Raw genomic sequence first — 15,188 nt, 5'->3', positions numbered from 1 at the left:
GGCGGGGAGAGCGCTAGCGGAACTGGGCGGTCAGCAGATCCCCGAAGATGTACTCGCTCATGGGCAGTACATCCATGCGGTCGAAGTCGATAAAGCGGGCGCAGCTGTCCATCATGGCGCCCACCCGGCGCTGCAGTTCGTCGTCGTCCTGCGCGCCGTAAAAAGCGTGATCCGAGGTCATCGCCGCGGCGGGGAAGTCCTCTTCGATCATGGCATCCGGCAGGCGCTCGCCCTCGCAGAAAGCGCGCACCACCACGTTCTGCCGGTAGGCAAAGTTGGCCTGCACATCAATGGCCACCCGGGTGTGGCTGCCCTGCCAGATGTCCAGCCACTGCTGGCGGCTGAGGCGCGGCGGCGTTTCCAGAAACACCACCTGGCACCAGCCCGGCACGCGGCCATCGGCGGCCGGCGGCTGGTCGCGGTTAACGATGGGCTCGGCTTCGGTCACCAGCAGGCAGTCGAAGCGCTCGCAGGCGCCAGCAAGCAGCGCTTCCTGCGCCGCCCGGTCGCCGCCGTTGTCCAGCCACAGGGAAACCACCGCAACTGGTGCTGGCGGCAGGCGCTCAATGCGCTTGGGGGCGGCGCTCGCCACGGCGCTGTCCGCCACGGTCAGGCGCACCGCGCGGGTGCCCTCGCAGGCCCGCAGGGCGGGAATCGTTTCGTTGAGCAAGGTCTCACGCAGGGCGTCGCCGTCGGTTTTCGCCCACAGGGGATAAATCAGCTTTTCCACAGCACCTCTCCCGTTAGTACACGCCGGCCGGCCAGCAGCGGCGCGGTAGCATTGGGACAGGGAGTTAAGCAAATGCCCGCGGTGTGCTCAACGAAAGGCCCGGGCAGCGCCGGGCAAAGGGCAGGTGCGGCTGCTCTGTTGAACCGCGGGGCCGCTCGCGCTGTCTGATGGAGCGAGGTATGCTCGCCCTACAGCAAGGAGGCCCGATGCCAGCACGATTCCTTTCAGTATTCTCTGTATTCTCCGCATTCCCCGCCTTTTCGGGCTTTCGGGGCGTTGCTGCAGTGCCCGCCCTGTCAGCCCTGTCTACCTTGACCGCCCGCCGGCCGCTACGCTGGCTCGGCGTTATCGCCCTGACGCTGGCCACCCTGGTGGCACCCTGGGCGCCGGGCACTGCCCAGGCCGCGCCGGATTACCTCAGCTTTGCCACCGAGGACGAAGCCAACAGCACGGAGATATTTTCCCGCGCCAGTCCGGCGGTGGTGTACGTCACCAACAAGGCCCTGCGGCGGGACTTCTTCTCGCTGAACGTCCACGAGATTCCCCGCGGTTCGGGCACCGGCTTTGTGTGGGATGACAGCGGGCTGATTGTGACCAACTTCCATGTGATTGCCGGCGCCCACCGCCTCACCGTCACCCTGCAGGACCAGAGCGAGCACGACGCCGAAGTGGTGGGCATTGCGCCGGAGAAGGACCTTGCCGTGCTGCGCATCGAGGAGCCCCCGGCGGACCTGGTGACCCTGCCACTGGGGGATTCCTCCGAGCTGACGGTGGGGCGCAAGGTGCTGGCCATCGGCAACCCCTTTGGCCTGGACACCACACTCACCACCGGCGTGGTCAGCGCGCTGGGGCGGGAAATCAAGGCCCCCAGCAACCGCACCATTCGCGGCGTTATCCAGACCGACGCGGCCATCAACCCGGGCAATTCCGGCGGCCCCCTGCTCAACTCCCTCGGCCAGTTGGTGGGCGTAAACACCGCTATTTACAGCCCCAGTGGCGCCAGTGCCGGCATTGGCTTTGCCATTCCGGTGAACACAGTGCGCGAGGTGGTGCCGCAGCTGATTGCCTACGGCCGCATACAGCGCCCGGCCATGGGTATTGAACTGGCCAGCGATCGCTGGATTCGTCGCTACCGCATGGAGGGGCTGCCGGTAGTGCGGGTTTACCCCGGCATGCCCGCGGCCAACGCCGGCATTCGCGGCGCCTACCGCAACAGCCGGGGCGAGATCAGCCTGGGCGATGTGATCACCGCCATCGACGGCCGCGAGATTCGCAGCAACGACGACTTCCTCAGCGTGCTGGAAAAACACCGCCCGGGGGACGAGGTTGAGGTGGAGCTGCGCAACGGCGATGACACGCGCAAGGTGGTGGTGGCGCTGAGCGCCCAGGACTGAGCCCCGCCGCTTAGGACAGCGTGCCGCCGTCCACGCGAATATCCTCGCCGGTGATGTGAATGGCATCTTCCGAGGCCAGCATGGCAATCACCCCGCTGATGGCCTCCGGCCCTTTGGCGCCGCTGATGGACACAATGCGCGGCATCAGGTCGAAGTCCATGGTCGCGGGCCATTCGATGCCCACCGTCATGCCGGAGTTGATATCCCCCGGGCACACGCAGTTGGCGCGCACGCCCTGCTTGGCGAAGTCGATGGCGATACTGCGGGTCATGGCCAGCACCGCCCCCTTACTGGCGGAATAGGCCGTGCCGCAGGGCAGACCGGCCAGGGCCGCGGTGGAAGCAGCGTTGACAATGCTGCCGCCGCTGTCGATCAGGTGCGGCAGGGCCTCGCGGCAGAACAGCATGGTGCCGGTGACATTCACATCCAGCACCTTCTGCCACTGGCTGAGCTTGATCTCGCGGGTATCGTCAAAGCGCAGGATGCCCGCCATGTTGATCAGGGCATACAGGCTGCCGTAGCGGGCCACGCAGGCCGCCACACAATCGATCACCTGCTGCTCGTCGCTGACATCGCAGGCGTGGGCGGTGGCCTCGCCCCCGGCGTCGCGCACCTGCCGCGCGGTGGCTTCGGCGCTGGCCTGATCCAGGTCCACGCAGAATACGCTGCCGCCCTCAGCGGCAATGCGCAGGGCGCTGCCCTGGCCGATGCCGCTGCCCGCGCCGGTGACCAGCACTACCTTTTCTTCAAATCGACGCATCTTGGCGCTCCTTGTTGTTATCCGCATTGATATCGTTGTTGCCGCTGTACTGTTACTTGAGTAGCCCGCACTTGAGTAACCAGCGCATAAGTAGCCAGCGCATGTGTTGCCAGTGCTTGTATCACCAGGGTGAATTGCCAGTGAAAGCCCGCCACCCTGGCAGCCGCGTGGCCGCACGCCAGCATGGCCGCGCCGCCCGGGCAGGTCAACGCGGCCCGGTTCGCGGCACTGTACCGCGCGCCCGGGAGTGACTAAACCCGGCGGCCGGGTGCTGTATTGTCAGCGCGGGTGACTGCTAAGGTCATTGCCTCAGCGGCGCTGGCCGCTATGCTGGCCCATTACTTTTTTGCCCACCACAGGAGAACCCAACACCGTGGAGCAACTGGAAACCTTCCGCAGTGAGGTGCGGCAGTGGCTTGAGGACAACTGCCCCCAAAGCCAGCGCAGCCTGGCCGCCCCTGAAGAGCAGTACTGGGGCGGACGCCAGGGCAGTTTTGCCAGCGAAGACGCCCGCCTCTGGTTTGAGCGCATGCGCGAGCGCGGCTGGACCGCGCCGGAGTGGCCCACCGCCTACGGCGGCGGTGGCCTGAACCCGCAGCAAGCGCGCATTCTGAAAGAAGAAATGAAGCGCATCAATGCGCGCACGCCACTGTACAGCCTCGGTATCTGGATGCTGGGCCCAGCCCTGCTGGAATACGGCAACGAAGCGCAGAAGCAGCAGCACATCCGCGCCATCGTCAACGGCGAGATTCGCTGGTGCCAGGGCTATTCCGAGCCGGGCTCGGGTTCTGACCTGGCCAGCCTGCAGACCCGTGCCGAGGACATGGGCGACCACTACCTGGTCAACGGCTCCAAAATCTGGACCACCAGTGCCGACAAGTCCGACTGGATTTTCTGCCTGGTGCGCACCGACCCCGCCGCCAAGAAGCAGGAGGGCATCAGCTTCCTGCTCATCGACATGGCCTCCCCCGGCGTGAGCGTCACTCCAATCGAGCTGATCAGCGGCGAGTCCGAGTTCTGCCAGACCTTCTTCGACAACGTCAAAGTGCCGAAGGAAAACCTTGTGGGCGAGCTGAACAAGGGCTGGTCCATCGCCAAGGCCCTGCTTGTGCACGAGCGCAAGCTGATGTCGGAAATGGGCAGCGACTCCCCCCGCGAACAGGTGCCGCCCACCGTGGCCGCGCGCGAATACCTGCCCTTTGAGGACGGCAAGATTGCCGACGCCCAGCTGCGCTCGGACCTGGTCGACTACGAAATGCAAATGCAGGCCATTGCCCTCACCCACTTTCGCACCTTTGAGGAGCGCGCCGCCAAAGTGCACAGCGCCGCGCCGCTGGTGATGAAGTACGCCGGCACCGAGGCCGAGAAAGTGAAAAGTGAACTGCTGCTGGCCATCATGGGCAGCCGCGGACTGGGCTGGGAAGGCGAAGGCTTCAGCGCGTCCGAGCTGGATACGCTGCGGTTGTGGGCCATGTCCAAGGCCATGACCATCGCCGGCGGCACCTCGGAGGTGCAGCTGAACGTGATCGCCAAAAACGCACTTCAACTCCCCCAGTCCTGAGAGCGCGCAAGGAAACATCATGGCATTGGTATTGAACGAAGAGCAGCGCCTGCTGCAGGACACCGCGCGGGACTTTCTGGCCGAGCGGGCACCGGTGGAGGCCCTGCGCAAGCTGCGCGACGCCCGCGACGACACCGGCTACGACCCCGCCCTGTGGCGGGAGATGTGCGAACTGGGCTGGGCCAGCATCACCCTGCCGGAAGCCTACGGCGGCCTGGAATTCGGCTTTGCCGGACTGGGCCTGGTGATTGAGCAGAGCGGCCGCACCCTCACCGCGTCTCCCCTGTTTGCCAGCGCCGTGCTTGGCGCCAGCGCCATTCTGCTCGGCGGCAGCGAGCAGCAAAAAGAGCAGTGGCTGCCGGCCATCGCCGCCGGCGAGGTCACCACCGCCCTGGCGCTGGAGGAGAGCCACCATCACCGCCCGCAGCAGATTGACACCACCCTCACCCCGGCGGGGGACGGCTACACCCTGAACGGCAGCAAGTGCTTTGTGCTGGACGGCCACAGCGCCGACCAGCTGCTGGTGGTGGCCCGCAGCAGTGGCGAGCGTGACAGCCGCGACGGCCTGAGCCTGGTGCTGCTGCCGCGCGATAGCGCCGGGGTCAGCGTGCAGCGCACCATCATGGCCGACAGCCGCAATGCCGCCAACATTCGCTTTGAACAGGTGAACGTGCCCGCCGAGGCGGTGATTGGCGAAGCCGGCGCCGCCTGGCCGGTGCTGGAAGCGGTGCTTGATCGCGGCCGCGTCGCCATGGCGGCGGAAATGCTGGGCCTGGCGAAAGAGAGCTTCGAGCGCACCGTGGCCTACCTCAAGGAGCGCAAGCAGTTCGGCGCCCTGATCGGCAGCTTCCAGGCCCTGCAACACCGCGCGGCCCAGATCCAGGTGGAGCTGGAACTGTGCCAGTCTGTTGTGCTGCAGGCCCTGTCTGTCGTGGACGAACAGCCCGAGCAACTGCCGCTGATGGCCAGCCTGGCCAAGGCCAAGCTGAACGAACTGGCCAAGCGGGTCACCAACGAAGCGGTGCAGATGCACGGCGGCATTGGCGTCACCGACGAACTGGAAATCGGTTTCTTCCTGAAGCGCGCCCGGGTGGCCATGCAAATCCTGGGCGATACGGGCTTCCACAAAGACCGCTACGCCAGCCTGTGCGGCTATTGAGCCGCACGGGTACGCAGCAAACTTTTCAACCTGCTCAACGTATTCACAATTCACCCAACCAGCCCAACGCAACAATAAAAGGAAAGCACCATGGAAACCGCAGACAAACTGGCCGCTGTCGATCGCTACATTGCCGCCTTTGAAAGCTCCGACCTCGGCATCATCCGCGATCTTTACGCCGACGATGCCACCGTGGAAGACCCGGTAGGCACCGACCCCCACCACGGCATCGAGGCCATTTGCACCTTCTACGAAGGGGCCATGGGCGCCGGCGCCAAGCTGGCTCTCACCGGCACGCCGCGCTGCGCCGGCAATGCCGTGGCCTTCCCCTTCCAGGTGATATTGCCCGGCATGAAGATGGACGTGATCGACGTGTTCGAATTCAACGACGCCGGCAAGGTGGTTTCCATGCGCGCCTACTGGGGCCCGGAGAACGCCATCCAGGGCTGAGGGCCACAGCGGCCTTGACATCCTGACCGTGGGTGCTAATTTATTAGCAACATGCTAATAAATTAGCAGGAGGACCGATGGCCACCAGCGGTCAGCAACTCAGTCGCAGGGAGCGGCAGATCATGGATCTGCTGTATGAGCACGGCCGCGCCTCGGCCCGCGACATTCACGCCGCCCTGCCCAACGCGCCCAGTTATTCGGCGGTGCGGGCCCTGCTAGCCATTCTGGTGGACAAGGGCCAGGTCACCTTCGAACAGACGGGCGCGCGCTACATCTACGCCCCGGCCCAACCGCTCACCCATGCCCGCCAGGGGGCCTTGCGACGCCTGGTCAAAACGTTCTTTGGCGGCTCCACCCACAGTGCGGCCAATGCCCTGCTGGGGCTGGGGGCCAACGACCTCGCGGACGACGAGTTGGACGAACTCGCCGCCCTCATCGAGCGCGAACGCGCCCGGCGGCGGGAGTAGACCGGCATGAGCGGATGGATCGAGCTACTCAGTCTCTCGACCCCATCCCCGGGTGGCCTGGCGCTGCTGTTTGCCAAGGCCCTGCTGGTGCTGTCGCTGGGCGCACTGCTCACCAGCGACCTCGGCATGAGTTCAGCGGCGGTGCGCCACCGCGCTCCCTTCGCCACCCTGCTGTGCCTGGTTGCCCTGCCGGTGCTGGCCCCGGTTGCGCCGGCCTGGTCCCTGCCCCTGCTGCCGGCAGGCAACGCCGGGGCCGCCTCTGCCCTCGCGGGCGCGGCCCTGCTCATCTACCTGGCGGTGGCCGCCGCCAAGGCAAGCCAGCTGGCATGGGAACTTGCCAGGCTGCTGCGCATCACCGTTGCCGCCCGCCCGGCGGGGAATGACTGGCTCCAGCTGTTGCCGGGGCGGCCCGGCCCCTTGCCGGCGCGCCTGCGCATCCTGTGCAGCGAGCGCATCAACAGCCCCATGACCTGGGGCTGGCTGAACCCGGTGATTCTGGTGCCGACGCGCTCAACACTCACCGGCGCCGAGCGGGCCATGGTGCTGGATCATGAACTGGGCCATATTCGCCGGGGCGACTGGGTGACCCACCTGCTGGGGCAGATCGCCGCTGTGCTCTACTGGCCCATTCCCGGCCTGCGCCAGGCCCTGGGCCAACTGGCCCTGGCCTCGGAGCAGGCCTGCGACAACCATGTGCTGGCAGCCCGCCACCCACCGCCGGACTACGCCGCGCTGCTGCTGGCCCAGGCCCGCCATCCACGCCCGCTGGCAGCCATGTCCCTGAGCCGCCAGCCGGACCTTGCCCTGCGCATTCGAAACATCTGCTCGCCGGGGCTAGACCACTCCGACAGCGCCACTGGCTGGCCCTGGCTGATCCCCCTCAGCCTGGCGCTGGCGCTGCCGCTGGCGGGGCTGAGCCCGGGCACCCAGCGCGATGCCAGCCCCGGCGCCAGCGTGCAACCACTCAGCATTCACCTGCTACCGGCCCGGGAACCGCCAGCGCCAGTGCCGGTGGCCCTGCTGCCACAGCGTATTCCACCGGCCACTCGCATGCCGGGACTGGCGCTGGAGATCAACCGCTCCGACTACCGTTTGGCGGCAGAGCCAGCGCGCGGCCAGAACCGCCAGCCGAGCTCTTTCGGCACCTTCTCTGTGCCCTCTCCCCAAACACCCCCGCTGCCGGGCCAGGAGCTTGGCGGACGGCACTCTCCGGTTACCGACCGGCCGCCCTGAGGTTCAGCGCCCACACGCAAGCTGCCGTAGTCCGGCGCAACCGCGCCGCAACAAAAACGACTCACCTTTTTATCCCGCTGACGACAGGAGGGTAGTGCCGTGCCGCCGGCAGCCGCCCTCCCGGAGGATTCAACCATGTACACCGAGGCCCACTCTCACAACCATGCCCACCTGCCCCGCAACCTGAGTGCGGCGCTGCTCTCCCACACCACCGCCAATAACGGCTCCGCGATCAGGCTGGCACGCCTGGTTTCACGGGCCGGCGCCTCTGCCCTGGCGGCGGTGGTGACCGCGGCCCTGTTCCTGATGATGCAGGCCCTGATTACCACCGAGGTGCCCGAGCTACCAGCGGTGGAGCGCAACTACTTCAACCCCTATATGGAGCGCCCCAAACCGCCGGAGAACCGCCGCCAGGAGCCGGTGGAAAAGCCCCAGGAGCCGGAGATACCGCCGCGCTGGGAAACCCCCACCACCCGCACCGAGGTTGCCACCAGCACCCCCTACACCGGGGAGCCCTTCAGCCCCGAACCGGTGCAGGGCGACATTGGTGCCGGCGCCGGCACATCCACCATCGTGCCGGTTTTTCGCATTGCGCCGGACTATCCGCAATCGGCCCTGCGCCGTGGCATCGAAGGCCACGTGGACCTGATTTTTGACGTGGCCGCCAGCGGCCGCACCGAGAATATCCGGGTGCTGGCCGCCGAGCCGGAAGGGGTGTTTGAGCGGGCCGCCATGCAGACCCTGGCCAAGTGGAAGTACAAGGCCCCGGTGCAGGACGGCGTGCCCTACGGCCAGCGCGACATGACCACGCGCATTACCTTCCGGCTGGAGCAGTAACACCTCGGCGGGCGGGCCAGGCCAAACTGGCATACCCGCCCTTGCCACCTGCGCTCACGCCCCGGGCCCGCTGCCCACCCCGGCGCGGTTGGTGCTAAGCTTGCCCGCCCATCAGTAGCCACCCGGAGCAGCGTGTGAAATCAGGCCTTTGGAAGTGGGCGCTTGCCGTCGTCATTGCCGGCATCGCCATTGTCCAGTTTATTCCCCCGGCGCCCGTAGCCATCCCTGCCGAACTCCCCGCGCCCGAGCGCCCGGCGCACCGCCTGCTGGCCTTCGAGGGCATCGACAACTTCCGCGACCTCGGCGGCTACCGCACTGCCGATGGCCGCCAGGTGCGCTGGGGGGTGCTGTACCGGGCCGGCGACCTGTCCCAGGCCAGCCGCTTTGACCTCAAACAGCTGCAGCGCCTGCAACTGCAGACCCTGGTGGACTTTCGCTCGCAGATTGAAAAAGATGCTGCGCCCGACCGCCTGCCGGACAACCCGGCCTTTGCGGTGTTAGCCATCCCCACCCTGGACGATGGCAACTCCGCGATGGTGGAAGAGGTGAAGGCGCGTTTTGAAAGTGGTGACTTTGAAGGCTTTGACCCCAGTGCCCTGATGACCGAGGCCAACCGGCAGTTTGCCAACGAGTTTACCCCCCAGTTCCGCCAGTTTATTCACACCGTGCGCGATGCCGGGGGCGAACCGGTGCTGTGGCACTGCACCGCCGGCAAGGACAGAACCGGCTTTGCCGCGGCCATCCTGCTACAGATTCTGGGGGTGCCGCGAGACACCATCATCCAGGACTACCTGCTAAGCAACGCGATTTCGCTGGAGGCCCACAGCCGGGACCTGATGCTCGCGCGCCTGTTCAAGGGCGAGCAGGCCGCCGGGCAGATCGCCATCATGATGGGTGTCCAGCAGCCCTGGATCGAGGCGGCCTTCGCCAGCATCGACGAGCACTGGGGCGATTTTGACACCTACGTGCGCGAGGGCCTCAAGCTCAGCGACGCCGACGTGAACGCCCTGCAGGCCGGCCTGCTGCAATAAGCCGAGAGCGACCACACCCGGCGCCCCGATCAATGAGGGCACCGCAGGCGCTGAGGGCAGCGCGTCACAGGCCAGCTGGCACTGAAAGTGGCGCCACCGGCGGCCATCACAGCGGTTTGTCGGCGCGCCAATTGCGGCTAGACTGGTGCCAGCGTCAGCCATTGGAGCAGGATCCTGAGCCTTTACAGCCAAGCCATTGCCGCCATCGCCGTGGTGTTCTACCTGTCGGCGATCCTCTGTGCCTTCGATGCGATCATCCGGGTGCGCACCGCCCAGGGCGCCATTGCCTGGGCACTGTCGCTGCTCACCATTCCCTACCTCGCCCTGCCCTGTTACCTGATCTTCGGGCGCAACAAATTCGCCGGCTACCTGGAGCAGCGCCAGGAAATCGCCAACGAAACCCGGGAGCTGTTGCAGCGCACCCACCACGCGCTGGATGACTTCCTGATCGACTACTCCGACGAGCTGCCCCTTTACAACAGCCTGTACAACTTAAGCCGCACCCCCGCCACCACCGGCAACCACGTGGAGCTGCTGGTCAACGGCCAGGCCACCTTCAAGAGCATCCTCGACGCTCTGGAAACGGCCGAGGACTACATTCTTATCGAGTTCTACATCATTCGCGACGACGACCTGGGCGCCCGCTTTACCCGCATCCTGTCGCAGAAGGCCCAGCAGGGCGTGCGCGTGCACCTGCTGTACGACGAGATTGGCAGCCGCAACTTCCACCGCACCCGCATGTGCAAGCAGCTGCGCAAAACCGGGGTTGAGGTGGCCGCCTTCAACACCACCCAGGGCCGCCGCAACCGCTTTCAGCTCAACTTCCGCAACCACCGCAAAATTGTGGTGGTGGACGGCAAGCAGGCCTGGGTGGGCGGGCACAACATCGGCGACGAATACCTGGGGCTGGACAAGCGTCGCGGCTTCTGGCGAGACACCCACGCCCGCCTGGAAGGCCCCGCGGTGCTGGGGGTCGAACTGGCCTTTGCCACCGACTGGCGCTGGGCCACGCGCCAGCCGCTGGGCATCGAACACCAGCTGGAGCCCCCGCGCTGCGGCGACAACGATGTGCTGGTGTTCGCCTCGGACCCGGCCAGCACGCTGGAAGAGGCCGGGCTGATGTTCCACCAGGTGATTGTCGAGGCGCGCTATCGCATCTGGATCGCCAGCCCCTACTTCGTGCCAGACAGGGGCATTATCTCCGCCCTGCAGCTGGCGGCCCTGCGCGGGGTGGACGTGCGCCTGATCATCCCCGACGAACCGGACGGCCCGCTGGTGGGCCTGGCCAACTGGGCCTTTACCCGCGAGCTGCTGCCGGCGGGCGTCAAGCTCTATCGCTACCAGGGCGGCTTTATGCACCAGAAGGTGCTGCTGATGGACGACAAGGTGGCCGGCATTGGCACCGCCAACTTCGACAACCGCTCCTTCCGCCTGAATTTCGAAATTACCCTGCTGGTGCACGGCAAGGCATTCTGCCGCGAGGTAGAGGAAATGCTGGAGGACGACATCGTGCACAGCCGCCGGGTAACGCCCCAGGAGATCGCCGACAAACCCCTGTGGTTCACCTTCGCCACCGGGGTGGCGCGGCTGTTCTCACCGGTGCTCTGAAGCCGCCGGGGCCTGCACTGCAAGGCCGCCAACGTGACTGGAGCAGATCGAGAGCTATCGAAAGCCGTCGAGAGCTATTGGGAGCTATCGAGAGCCCCGCTCAATCGCGCCAGGCAGTGCGGTCGATGTCGAGGTCGGCGTAGTCATCCACGTTCAGCCGGGGCTCTGTACCGGCGGCCAACTGGCGGTCGTAATCCGCCAGCAGGCGCATGCCAATGCGGAACATCCACACCAGCCCCACCAGGTTCACCAAGCCAAGCAGGCCCATGGTGAGGTCGGCAAAGCCGAACACCGTGCCCAAATCCTGCATGGAGCCCCACAGGATGAGCCCCAGCACCAGTACCCGAAAGCCAGTGAACAGGGCCTGGTTTTCTTCGCTGAAGAAGTTGAGGCTGTTCTCGCCCAGGTAGTAGTTGTACATGATGGAGCTGAAGGCGAAGAGCACCAGGGCCACACTGACAAAGCTGGCCCCCCAGCTGCCCACGTGGCTGGCCAGGGCATTCTGGGTCAGGGCCACCCCGGCCACCCCTTCGGCGCCAGGCTGGTAAACGTCCGACAGCAGGATGATCAACGCGGTGCAGGTACACATGATCACCGTGTCGATAAACACCGAGAAGGCCTGCACCACACCCTGGTTGGCCGGGTGGGGCACCGCCGCCACCGCCGCCACGTTGGGCGCACTGCCAAGGCCCGCCTCGTTGCTGAACAGGCCGCGCTTCACGCCCTGCATCAGCGCCACGCCAAGGCCGCCACCAACGGCGGAGTCCAGCCCGAAGGCGCTCTGCACGATGTAGCCCAGCATGGCCGGAACGCGCTCGATGTTCAGGCCCAGCACCACCAGTGCCGCCAGCAGGTAACCCAGGGCCATGACCGGCACCACAATCTCCGCCACCGCCGCAATGCGACGAATGCCGCCGAAGAAGATCACCCCCAGCAGCGCCACCATCAGCAGGCCGCTGGCCCAGGTGGGCACGCCAAAGGACGACTGCAGGGAACTGGCCACCACGTAGGACTGCACGCCGTTAAAGCACAGGCCGAAGGTGACCAGCAGCAGCACTGAATAGATCACCGCCAGCCAGCGCTGGCGAATGCCGTGGGTCAGGTAGTAGGCGGGGCCGCCGCGAAAGCCACCGTCGGGCTCGCGGCGCTTGAACAGCTGGGCCAGGGAGCATTCAAAGAAGCTGGTGGCCATGCCCATCAGGCCGATCACCCACATCCAGAACACCGCCCCGGGGCCGCCGAGGGTGATGGCCACCGCCACCCCGGCAATGTTGCCGCTGCCGACCCGGCCGGCCACGCTCACCACCAGGGCCTGGAAGGAACTGACCTGCCCCGCCTCCCGGTGCAGGCCGTCCTTGAGCACGCCGAACATGCGGCCAAAGTAGCGAAACTGCACCGCGCGCGAGGCCACGGTGTAGAGCAGGCCAACCGCCACCAGCACCACCACCAGAATCTGGCCCCAGAGAAAATCGTTCACCGCTGCAAGCATGGTCCCTCCCGGGAAGTCGTCAGTGCAGGGCGCTCAGCCGGTTACACCCAGAATGAAAATAATGGCCAGCGCCGGTGGCACCACAAAGCGGATGGCAAAGCGCCAGAGGGCGAAGCCGGGCTCGTTCAGTGACCCCAGCTCGTCGCGGCTGTGGGCGCGGTGCACGGCCCAGCCGGCAAAGATGGCGATGAACAGGCCGCCCAGCGGCAGCAACACCTGGTTGGAGAAGTAGTCCATGGTGTCGTTGAAGTTCTTGCCGCCAAAGCGCAGTTCTTCCAGCACGTTGTAGGACAGGATGCTGAGTACGCTCAGCACCGCCACCGAGCCCACCACCAGCACCGCGCTCTTGTGACGGCTGAGGCCAAAGCGGCCCTCAATCCAGGCGTTGACTGACTCGATCAGGCCCACCATGGAGGTGATGCCCGCCACCGCCAGCATGGTAAAGAACAGCACGCTGAACAGGTGGCCACCGGGCATCTGGGCGAAGGCCACCGGCAAGGTCTGGAAGATCAGGCCCGGGCCCGCCGCCGGGTCCAGGCCGTTGTTGAACACCGCCGGGAAGATCACCAGGCCCGCCAGGATGGCCACCATGGTGTCGGCAAACACCACGATAAACACCGACTGGGTGATGGAGATGCTGCGCGGCAGGTAGGAGCCATAGGTCATCATGCCGCCCATGGCCACACCGATGGAGAAGAAGGCCTGGCCGATGGCCGCCAGCACGGCGGTGGGGCCGATCTTGCTGAAGTCGGGGGTAAACAGGTAGTCCAGGGCGGCGTCGAAACCGCCGGCAAAATAGTTGTAGCCGGCCAGCCCCAGCAGCAGCACAAACATCAGCGGCATCATCACGCTCACCGCCCGCTCAATGCCGTCTTTCACGCCCGAGAAAATAATAAAGCCGGTGATGCCAAGGCCCACCAGGGTCCAGAACAGCATGCCGAAGTTGCTGTCGAGCACGGCGGCAAACTCGTTGCCCGCCGCGGTGGCATCAATGTCGACAAAGCCGGTGGTGATCGCCTTGTACAGGTACCAGAGCACCCAGCCGACGATACCGGCGTAGACAATCTCAATGGTGAAGGCCGCCAGCAACCCCATGCCGCCAACCCACTGCCACTGGCGGCTGCGGCCGCTCTCGGCGGCAACGTTGGCCATGGCTTCGGGTGGGCTGCCCTGGCCGCGGCGGCCAATCAGCAGCTCCGCCATCAGGATGGGGACGCCAATGCCAAAGGCACAGGCCAGGTAGACAATGACGAAGGCCGCGCCACCGTTTTCACCAGTGACATAGGGAAAGCGCCAGATGTTGCCGAGGCCCACCGCAAAGCCGACAGAGGCCATCAGAAACGCAAATCGGGAGGACCAGTGCTCCCCGCTGGCTATTGCCATAAAACTCTCCGAGTTGTTGTTATTTACCCCCGTGCGGGGCAGACAGGCGCAAGTCTACAACAAACCCGGGGCGGCTTCAGTCGGGCGCCTGGCAAAAACAGCGGCACGCCGGGCGGCTATTCTTCCATCAGGTCGAATTCGGATTTGGCGATGCCGCAGTCGGGGCACTCCCAGTCATCGGGGATGTCTTCCCAGCGGGTGCCGGCGGGAATGCCGTCGTCCGGCAGGCCCTCGGCTTCGTCATAGATAAAGCCGCAGATAACACATTCGTATTTGCGATAGGGAGCAGCAGACATGGGGTTTCTCCTTGAGTTTTATTGTGGGAGCCAACCGGCTACAGGGCGCCGGTCAGGGTGAGGTGGTAGCCGTTGCCGTCGGGGCGCGCCATCAGCGACAGCCCCTGCTGCAGGGCCGGGTCCAGTGCGCCCTGCTCGGCGCGAATGCGGATATCAACGCTGTAATTTTGCCCGGTAAGGCTGGCCTGGCCCGCGGCCTGCACCGGCCCGGCCAGGGTGATAACGTCGGCCGTCAGTGGGGCCTCGGCGTCGCGCTGCTGGATGTCCAGGGCGTAGCTGCCAAGGGCAATGCGGCCCTGGGGCGCCATCCAGGCGCCGTGCTCCCACACCAGCCGGCCCTGGGCGCCCGCGGGCAGGCCATCGCGCAGGCGCAGGTGCTGCGCCTGCAGCGAAAAGCCCCCCTCCACCGCCAGCGGCGCCAACTGCCGCAGCAGGCTGGCGTCGGCCCGGGCCGATAAGTCGCTCAGGCCGATGTCGTTCACACCGTGAAATTTAACCCGCCCGGAGAGGTGCTGCCCGCCCCACTGGCTATCCACATCCAGGGCCGGCGAGAGGGTCAGCAGTGACAGGGGGCGCAGCTGCCACTGCACCCGCCCCAGTTGCAGGGGGCCGGCGGCCGTTTGCAGCAGGCAGCGGCTGGCGCTGCCCTGCCAGAGGGTGCCGCTGAGCCCCCCCAGCTGTACCTGCCCACCCGGCAGCAGCGCCGGCAACAGGCGCGCGGGGGCGCCCAGCAGCAGGAAAACCAGCAATAACAGCAGCAGTGCCGCCAGCGGCGCGATACGTTGCATGG

The 15,188-nt window shown here is 66.0% G+C and carries 15 protein-coding genes; 9 read left to right on the top strand and 6 right to left on the bottom strand.

The window, feature by feature from the left end:
* Positions 1–13 precede the first annotated feature (13 nt).
* Positions 14–730 carry an EthD domain-containing protein gene (locus DDZ17_RS19520; RefSeq protein ID WP_157976741.1) on the bottom strand — a complete coding sequence of 239 codons (717 nt, stop codon included), beginning with the start codon at positions 728–730 and terminating at the stop codon, positions 14–16.
* Positions 731–936: 206 nt separating this feature from the next.
* Here DDZ17_RS19520 and DDZ17_RS19515 point away from each other — a divergent pair, with 206 nt between their 5' ends.
* Positions 937–2,124: a S1C family serine protease gene (locus DDZ17_RS19515; protein ID WP_116368663.1), complete on the top strand. Its 1,188-nt coding sequence runs from the start codon at positions 937–939 to the stop codon at positions 2,122–2,124.
* Positions 2,125–2,134: 10 nt separating this feature from the next.
* Here the strand turns inward: DDZ17_RS19515 and DDZ17_RS19510 are convergent, their stop codons facing one another.
* On the bottom strand, positions 2,135–2,884 hold the full coding sequence (locus tag DDZ17_RS19510) for an SDR family NAD(P)-dependent oxidoreductase (RefSeq protein WP_157976740.1): 750 nt from the start codon (positions 2,882–2,884) through the stop codon (positions 2,135–2,137).
* A 373-nt stretch (positions 2,885–3,257) separates the two neighbouring features.
* On the opposite strand from DDZ17_RS19510, the gene DDZ17_RS19505 reads away from it, so the two are divergent.
* The 8 genes from DDZ17_RS19505 (at position 3,258) to cls (ending at position 11,230) form a co-directional block, all read left to right on the top strand.
* Positions 3,258–4,445 (top strand): acyl-CoA dehydrogenase family protein, encoded by a 1,188-nt coding sequence (locus DDZ17_RS19505; RefSeq protein WP_116368661.1) that lies wholly within the window; start codon positions 3,258–3,260, stop codon positions 4,443–4,445.
* A gap of 19 nt (positions 4,446–4,464) precedes the next feature.
* A complete protein-coding gene (locus tag DDZ17_RS19500; protein WP_116368660.1) occupies positions 4,465–5,604 on the top strand; it encodes an acyl-CoA dehydrogenase family protein in 1,140 nt (379 codons plus the stop codon).
* Between the two features lie 90 nt (positions 5,605–5,694).
* Positions 5,695–6,054, top strand: coding sequence for a nuclear transport factor 2 family protein (locus DDZ17_RS19495; RefSeq protein WP_116368659.1), 360 nt, complete (start codon positions 5,695–5,697; stop codon positions 6,052–6,054).
* A gap of 77 nt (positions 6,055–6,131) precedes the next feature.
* On the top strand, positions 6,132–6,521 hold the full coding sequence (locus DDZ17_RS19490) for a BlaI/MecI/CopY family transcriptional regulator (protein ID WP_116368658.1): 390 nt from the start codon (positions 6,132–6,134) through the stop codon (positions 6,519–6,521).
* Between the two features lie 6 nt (positions 6,522–6,527).
* Positions 6,528–7,754 carry a M56 family metallopeptidase gene (locus DDZ17_RS19485; protein ID WP_116368657.1) on the top strand — a complete coding sequence of 409 codons (1,227 nt, stop codon included), beginning with the start codon at positions 6,528–6,530 and terminating at the stop codon, positions 7,752–7,754.
* A 135-nt stretch (positions 7,755–7,889) separates the two neighbouring features.
* Positions 7,890–8,591, top strand: a complete 702-nt coding sequence (locus DDZ17_RS19480; protein WP_116368656.1) for an energy transducer TonB — start codon at positions 7,890–7,892, stop codon at positions 8,589–8,591.
* 134 nt (positions 8,592–8,725) lie between these two features.
* A complete protein-coding gene (locus DDZ17_RS19475; RefSeq protein WP_157976739.1) occupies positions 8,726–9,622 on the top strand; it encodes a tyrosine-protein phosphatase in 897 nt (298 codons plus the stop codon).
* 210 nt (positions 9,623–9,832) lie between these two features.
* Positions 9,833–11,230, top strand: a complete 1,398-nt coding sequence (gene cls, locus DDZ17_RS19470; protein WP_241505968.1) for a cardiolipin synthase — start codon at positions 9,833–9,835, stop codon at positions 11,228–11,230.
* Between the two features lie 100 nt (positions 11,231–11,330).
* On the opposite strand, the gene DDZ17_RS19465 is transcribed toward cls, so the two are convergent.
* From DDZ17_RS19465 to DDZ17_RS19450, 4 genes are all read right to left on the bottom strand, one after another.
* Positions 11,331–12,719, bottom strand: coding sequence for an alanine/glycine:cation symporter family protein (locus DDZ17_RS19465; protein ID WP_116368653.1), 1,389 nt, complete (start codon positions 12,717–12,719; stop codon positions 11,331–11,333).
* Between the two features lie 33 nt (positions 12,720–12,752).
* Entirely contained in the window at positions 12,753–14,102 is a 1,350-nt protein-coding gene (locus DDZ17_RS19460) for a sodium-dependent transporter (RefSeq protein WP_116368652.1), read from the bottom strand.
* Between the two features lie 116 nt (positions 14,103–14,218).
* Positions 14,219–14,398 carry a rubredoxin gene (locus DDZ17_RS19455; protein ID WP_116368651.1) on the bottom strand — a complete coding sequence of 60 codons (180 nt, stop codon included), beginning with the start codon at positions 14,396–14,398 and terminating at the stop codon, positions 14,219–14,221.
* A 38-nt stretch (positions 14,399–14,436) separates the two neighbouring features.
* Complete coding sequence (locus DDZ17_RS19450; RefSeq protein ID WP_116368650.1) at positions 14,437–15,186, bottom strand: type II secretion system protein N; 750 nt, start codon at positions 15,184–15,186, stop codon at positions 14,437–14,439.
* Positions 15,187–15,188: the final 2 nt, after the last annotated feature.

The organism is Parahaliea mediterranea (assembly GCF_003402235.1).
Classification (GTDB): Bacteria; Pseudomonadota; Gammaproteobacteria; order Pseudomonadales; family Halieaceae; genus Parahaliea; species Parahaliea mediterranea.
The sequence above is the reverse complement of the archived record's forward strand: the minus strand, read 5'-3'. Positions and strand labels throughout refer to the sequence as shown.

What these genes read in the sequence shown, in the direction of transcription:
- DDZ17_RS19500 (WP_116368660.1), top strand. Translation starts at nt 4,465, where the DNA reads ATGGCATTGGTATTGAACGAAGAGCAGCGCCTGCTGCAGGACACCGCG.
- DDZ17_RS19460 (WP_116368652.1), bottom strand. Translation starts at nt 14,102, where the DNA reads ATGGCAATAGCCAGCGGGGAGCACTGGTCCTCCCGATTTGCGTTTCTG.
- DDZ17_RS19450 (WP_116368650.1), bottom strand. Translation starts at nt 15,186, where the DNA reads ATGCAACGTATCGCGCCGCTGGCGGCACTGCTGCTGTTATTGCTGGTT.
- DDZ17_RS19455 (WP_116368651.1), bottom strand. Translation starts at nt 14,398, where the DNA reads ATGTCTGCTGCTCCCTATCGCAAATACGAATGTGTTATCTGCGGCTTT.
- DDZ17_RS19485 (WP_116368657.1), top strand. Translation starts at nt 6,528, where the DNA reads ATGAGCGGATGGATCGAGCTACTCAGTCTCTCGACCCCATCCCCGGGT.
- DDZ17_RS19495 (WP_116368659.1), top strand. Translation starts at nt 5,695, where the DNA reads ATGGAAACCGCAGACAAACTGGCCGCTGTCGATCGCTACATTGCCGCC.
- DDZ17_RS19465 (WP_116368653.1), bottom strand. Translation starts at nt 12,719, where the DNA reads ATGCTTGCAGCGGTGAACGATTTTCTCTGGGGCCAGATTCTGGTGGTG.
- DDZ17_RS19490 (WP_116368658.1), top strand. Translation starts at nt 6,132, where the DNA reads ATGGCCACCAGCGGTCAGCAACTCAGTCGCAGGGAGCGGCAGATCATG.
- DDZ17_RS19515 (WP_116368663.1), top strand. Translation starts at nt 937, where the DNA reads ATGCCAGCACGATTCCTTTCAGTATTCTCTGTATTCTCCGCATTCCCC.
- DDZ17_RS19510 (WP_157976740.1), bottom strand. Translation starts at nt 2,884, where the DNA reads ATGCGTCGATTTGAAGAAAAGGTAGTGCTGGTCACCGGCGCGGGCAGC.
- DDZ17_RS19480 (WP_116368656.1), top strand. Translation starts at nt 7,890, where the DNA reads ATGTACACCGAGGCCCACTCTCACAACCATGCCCACCTGCCCCGCAAC.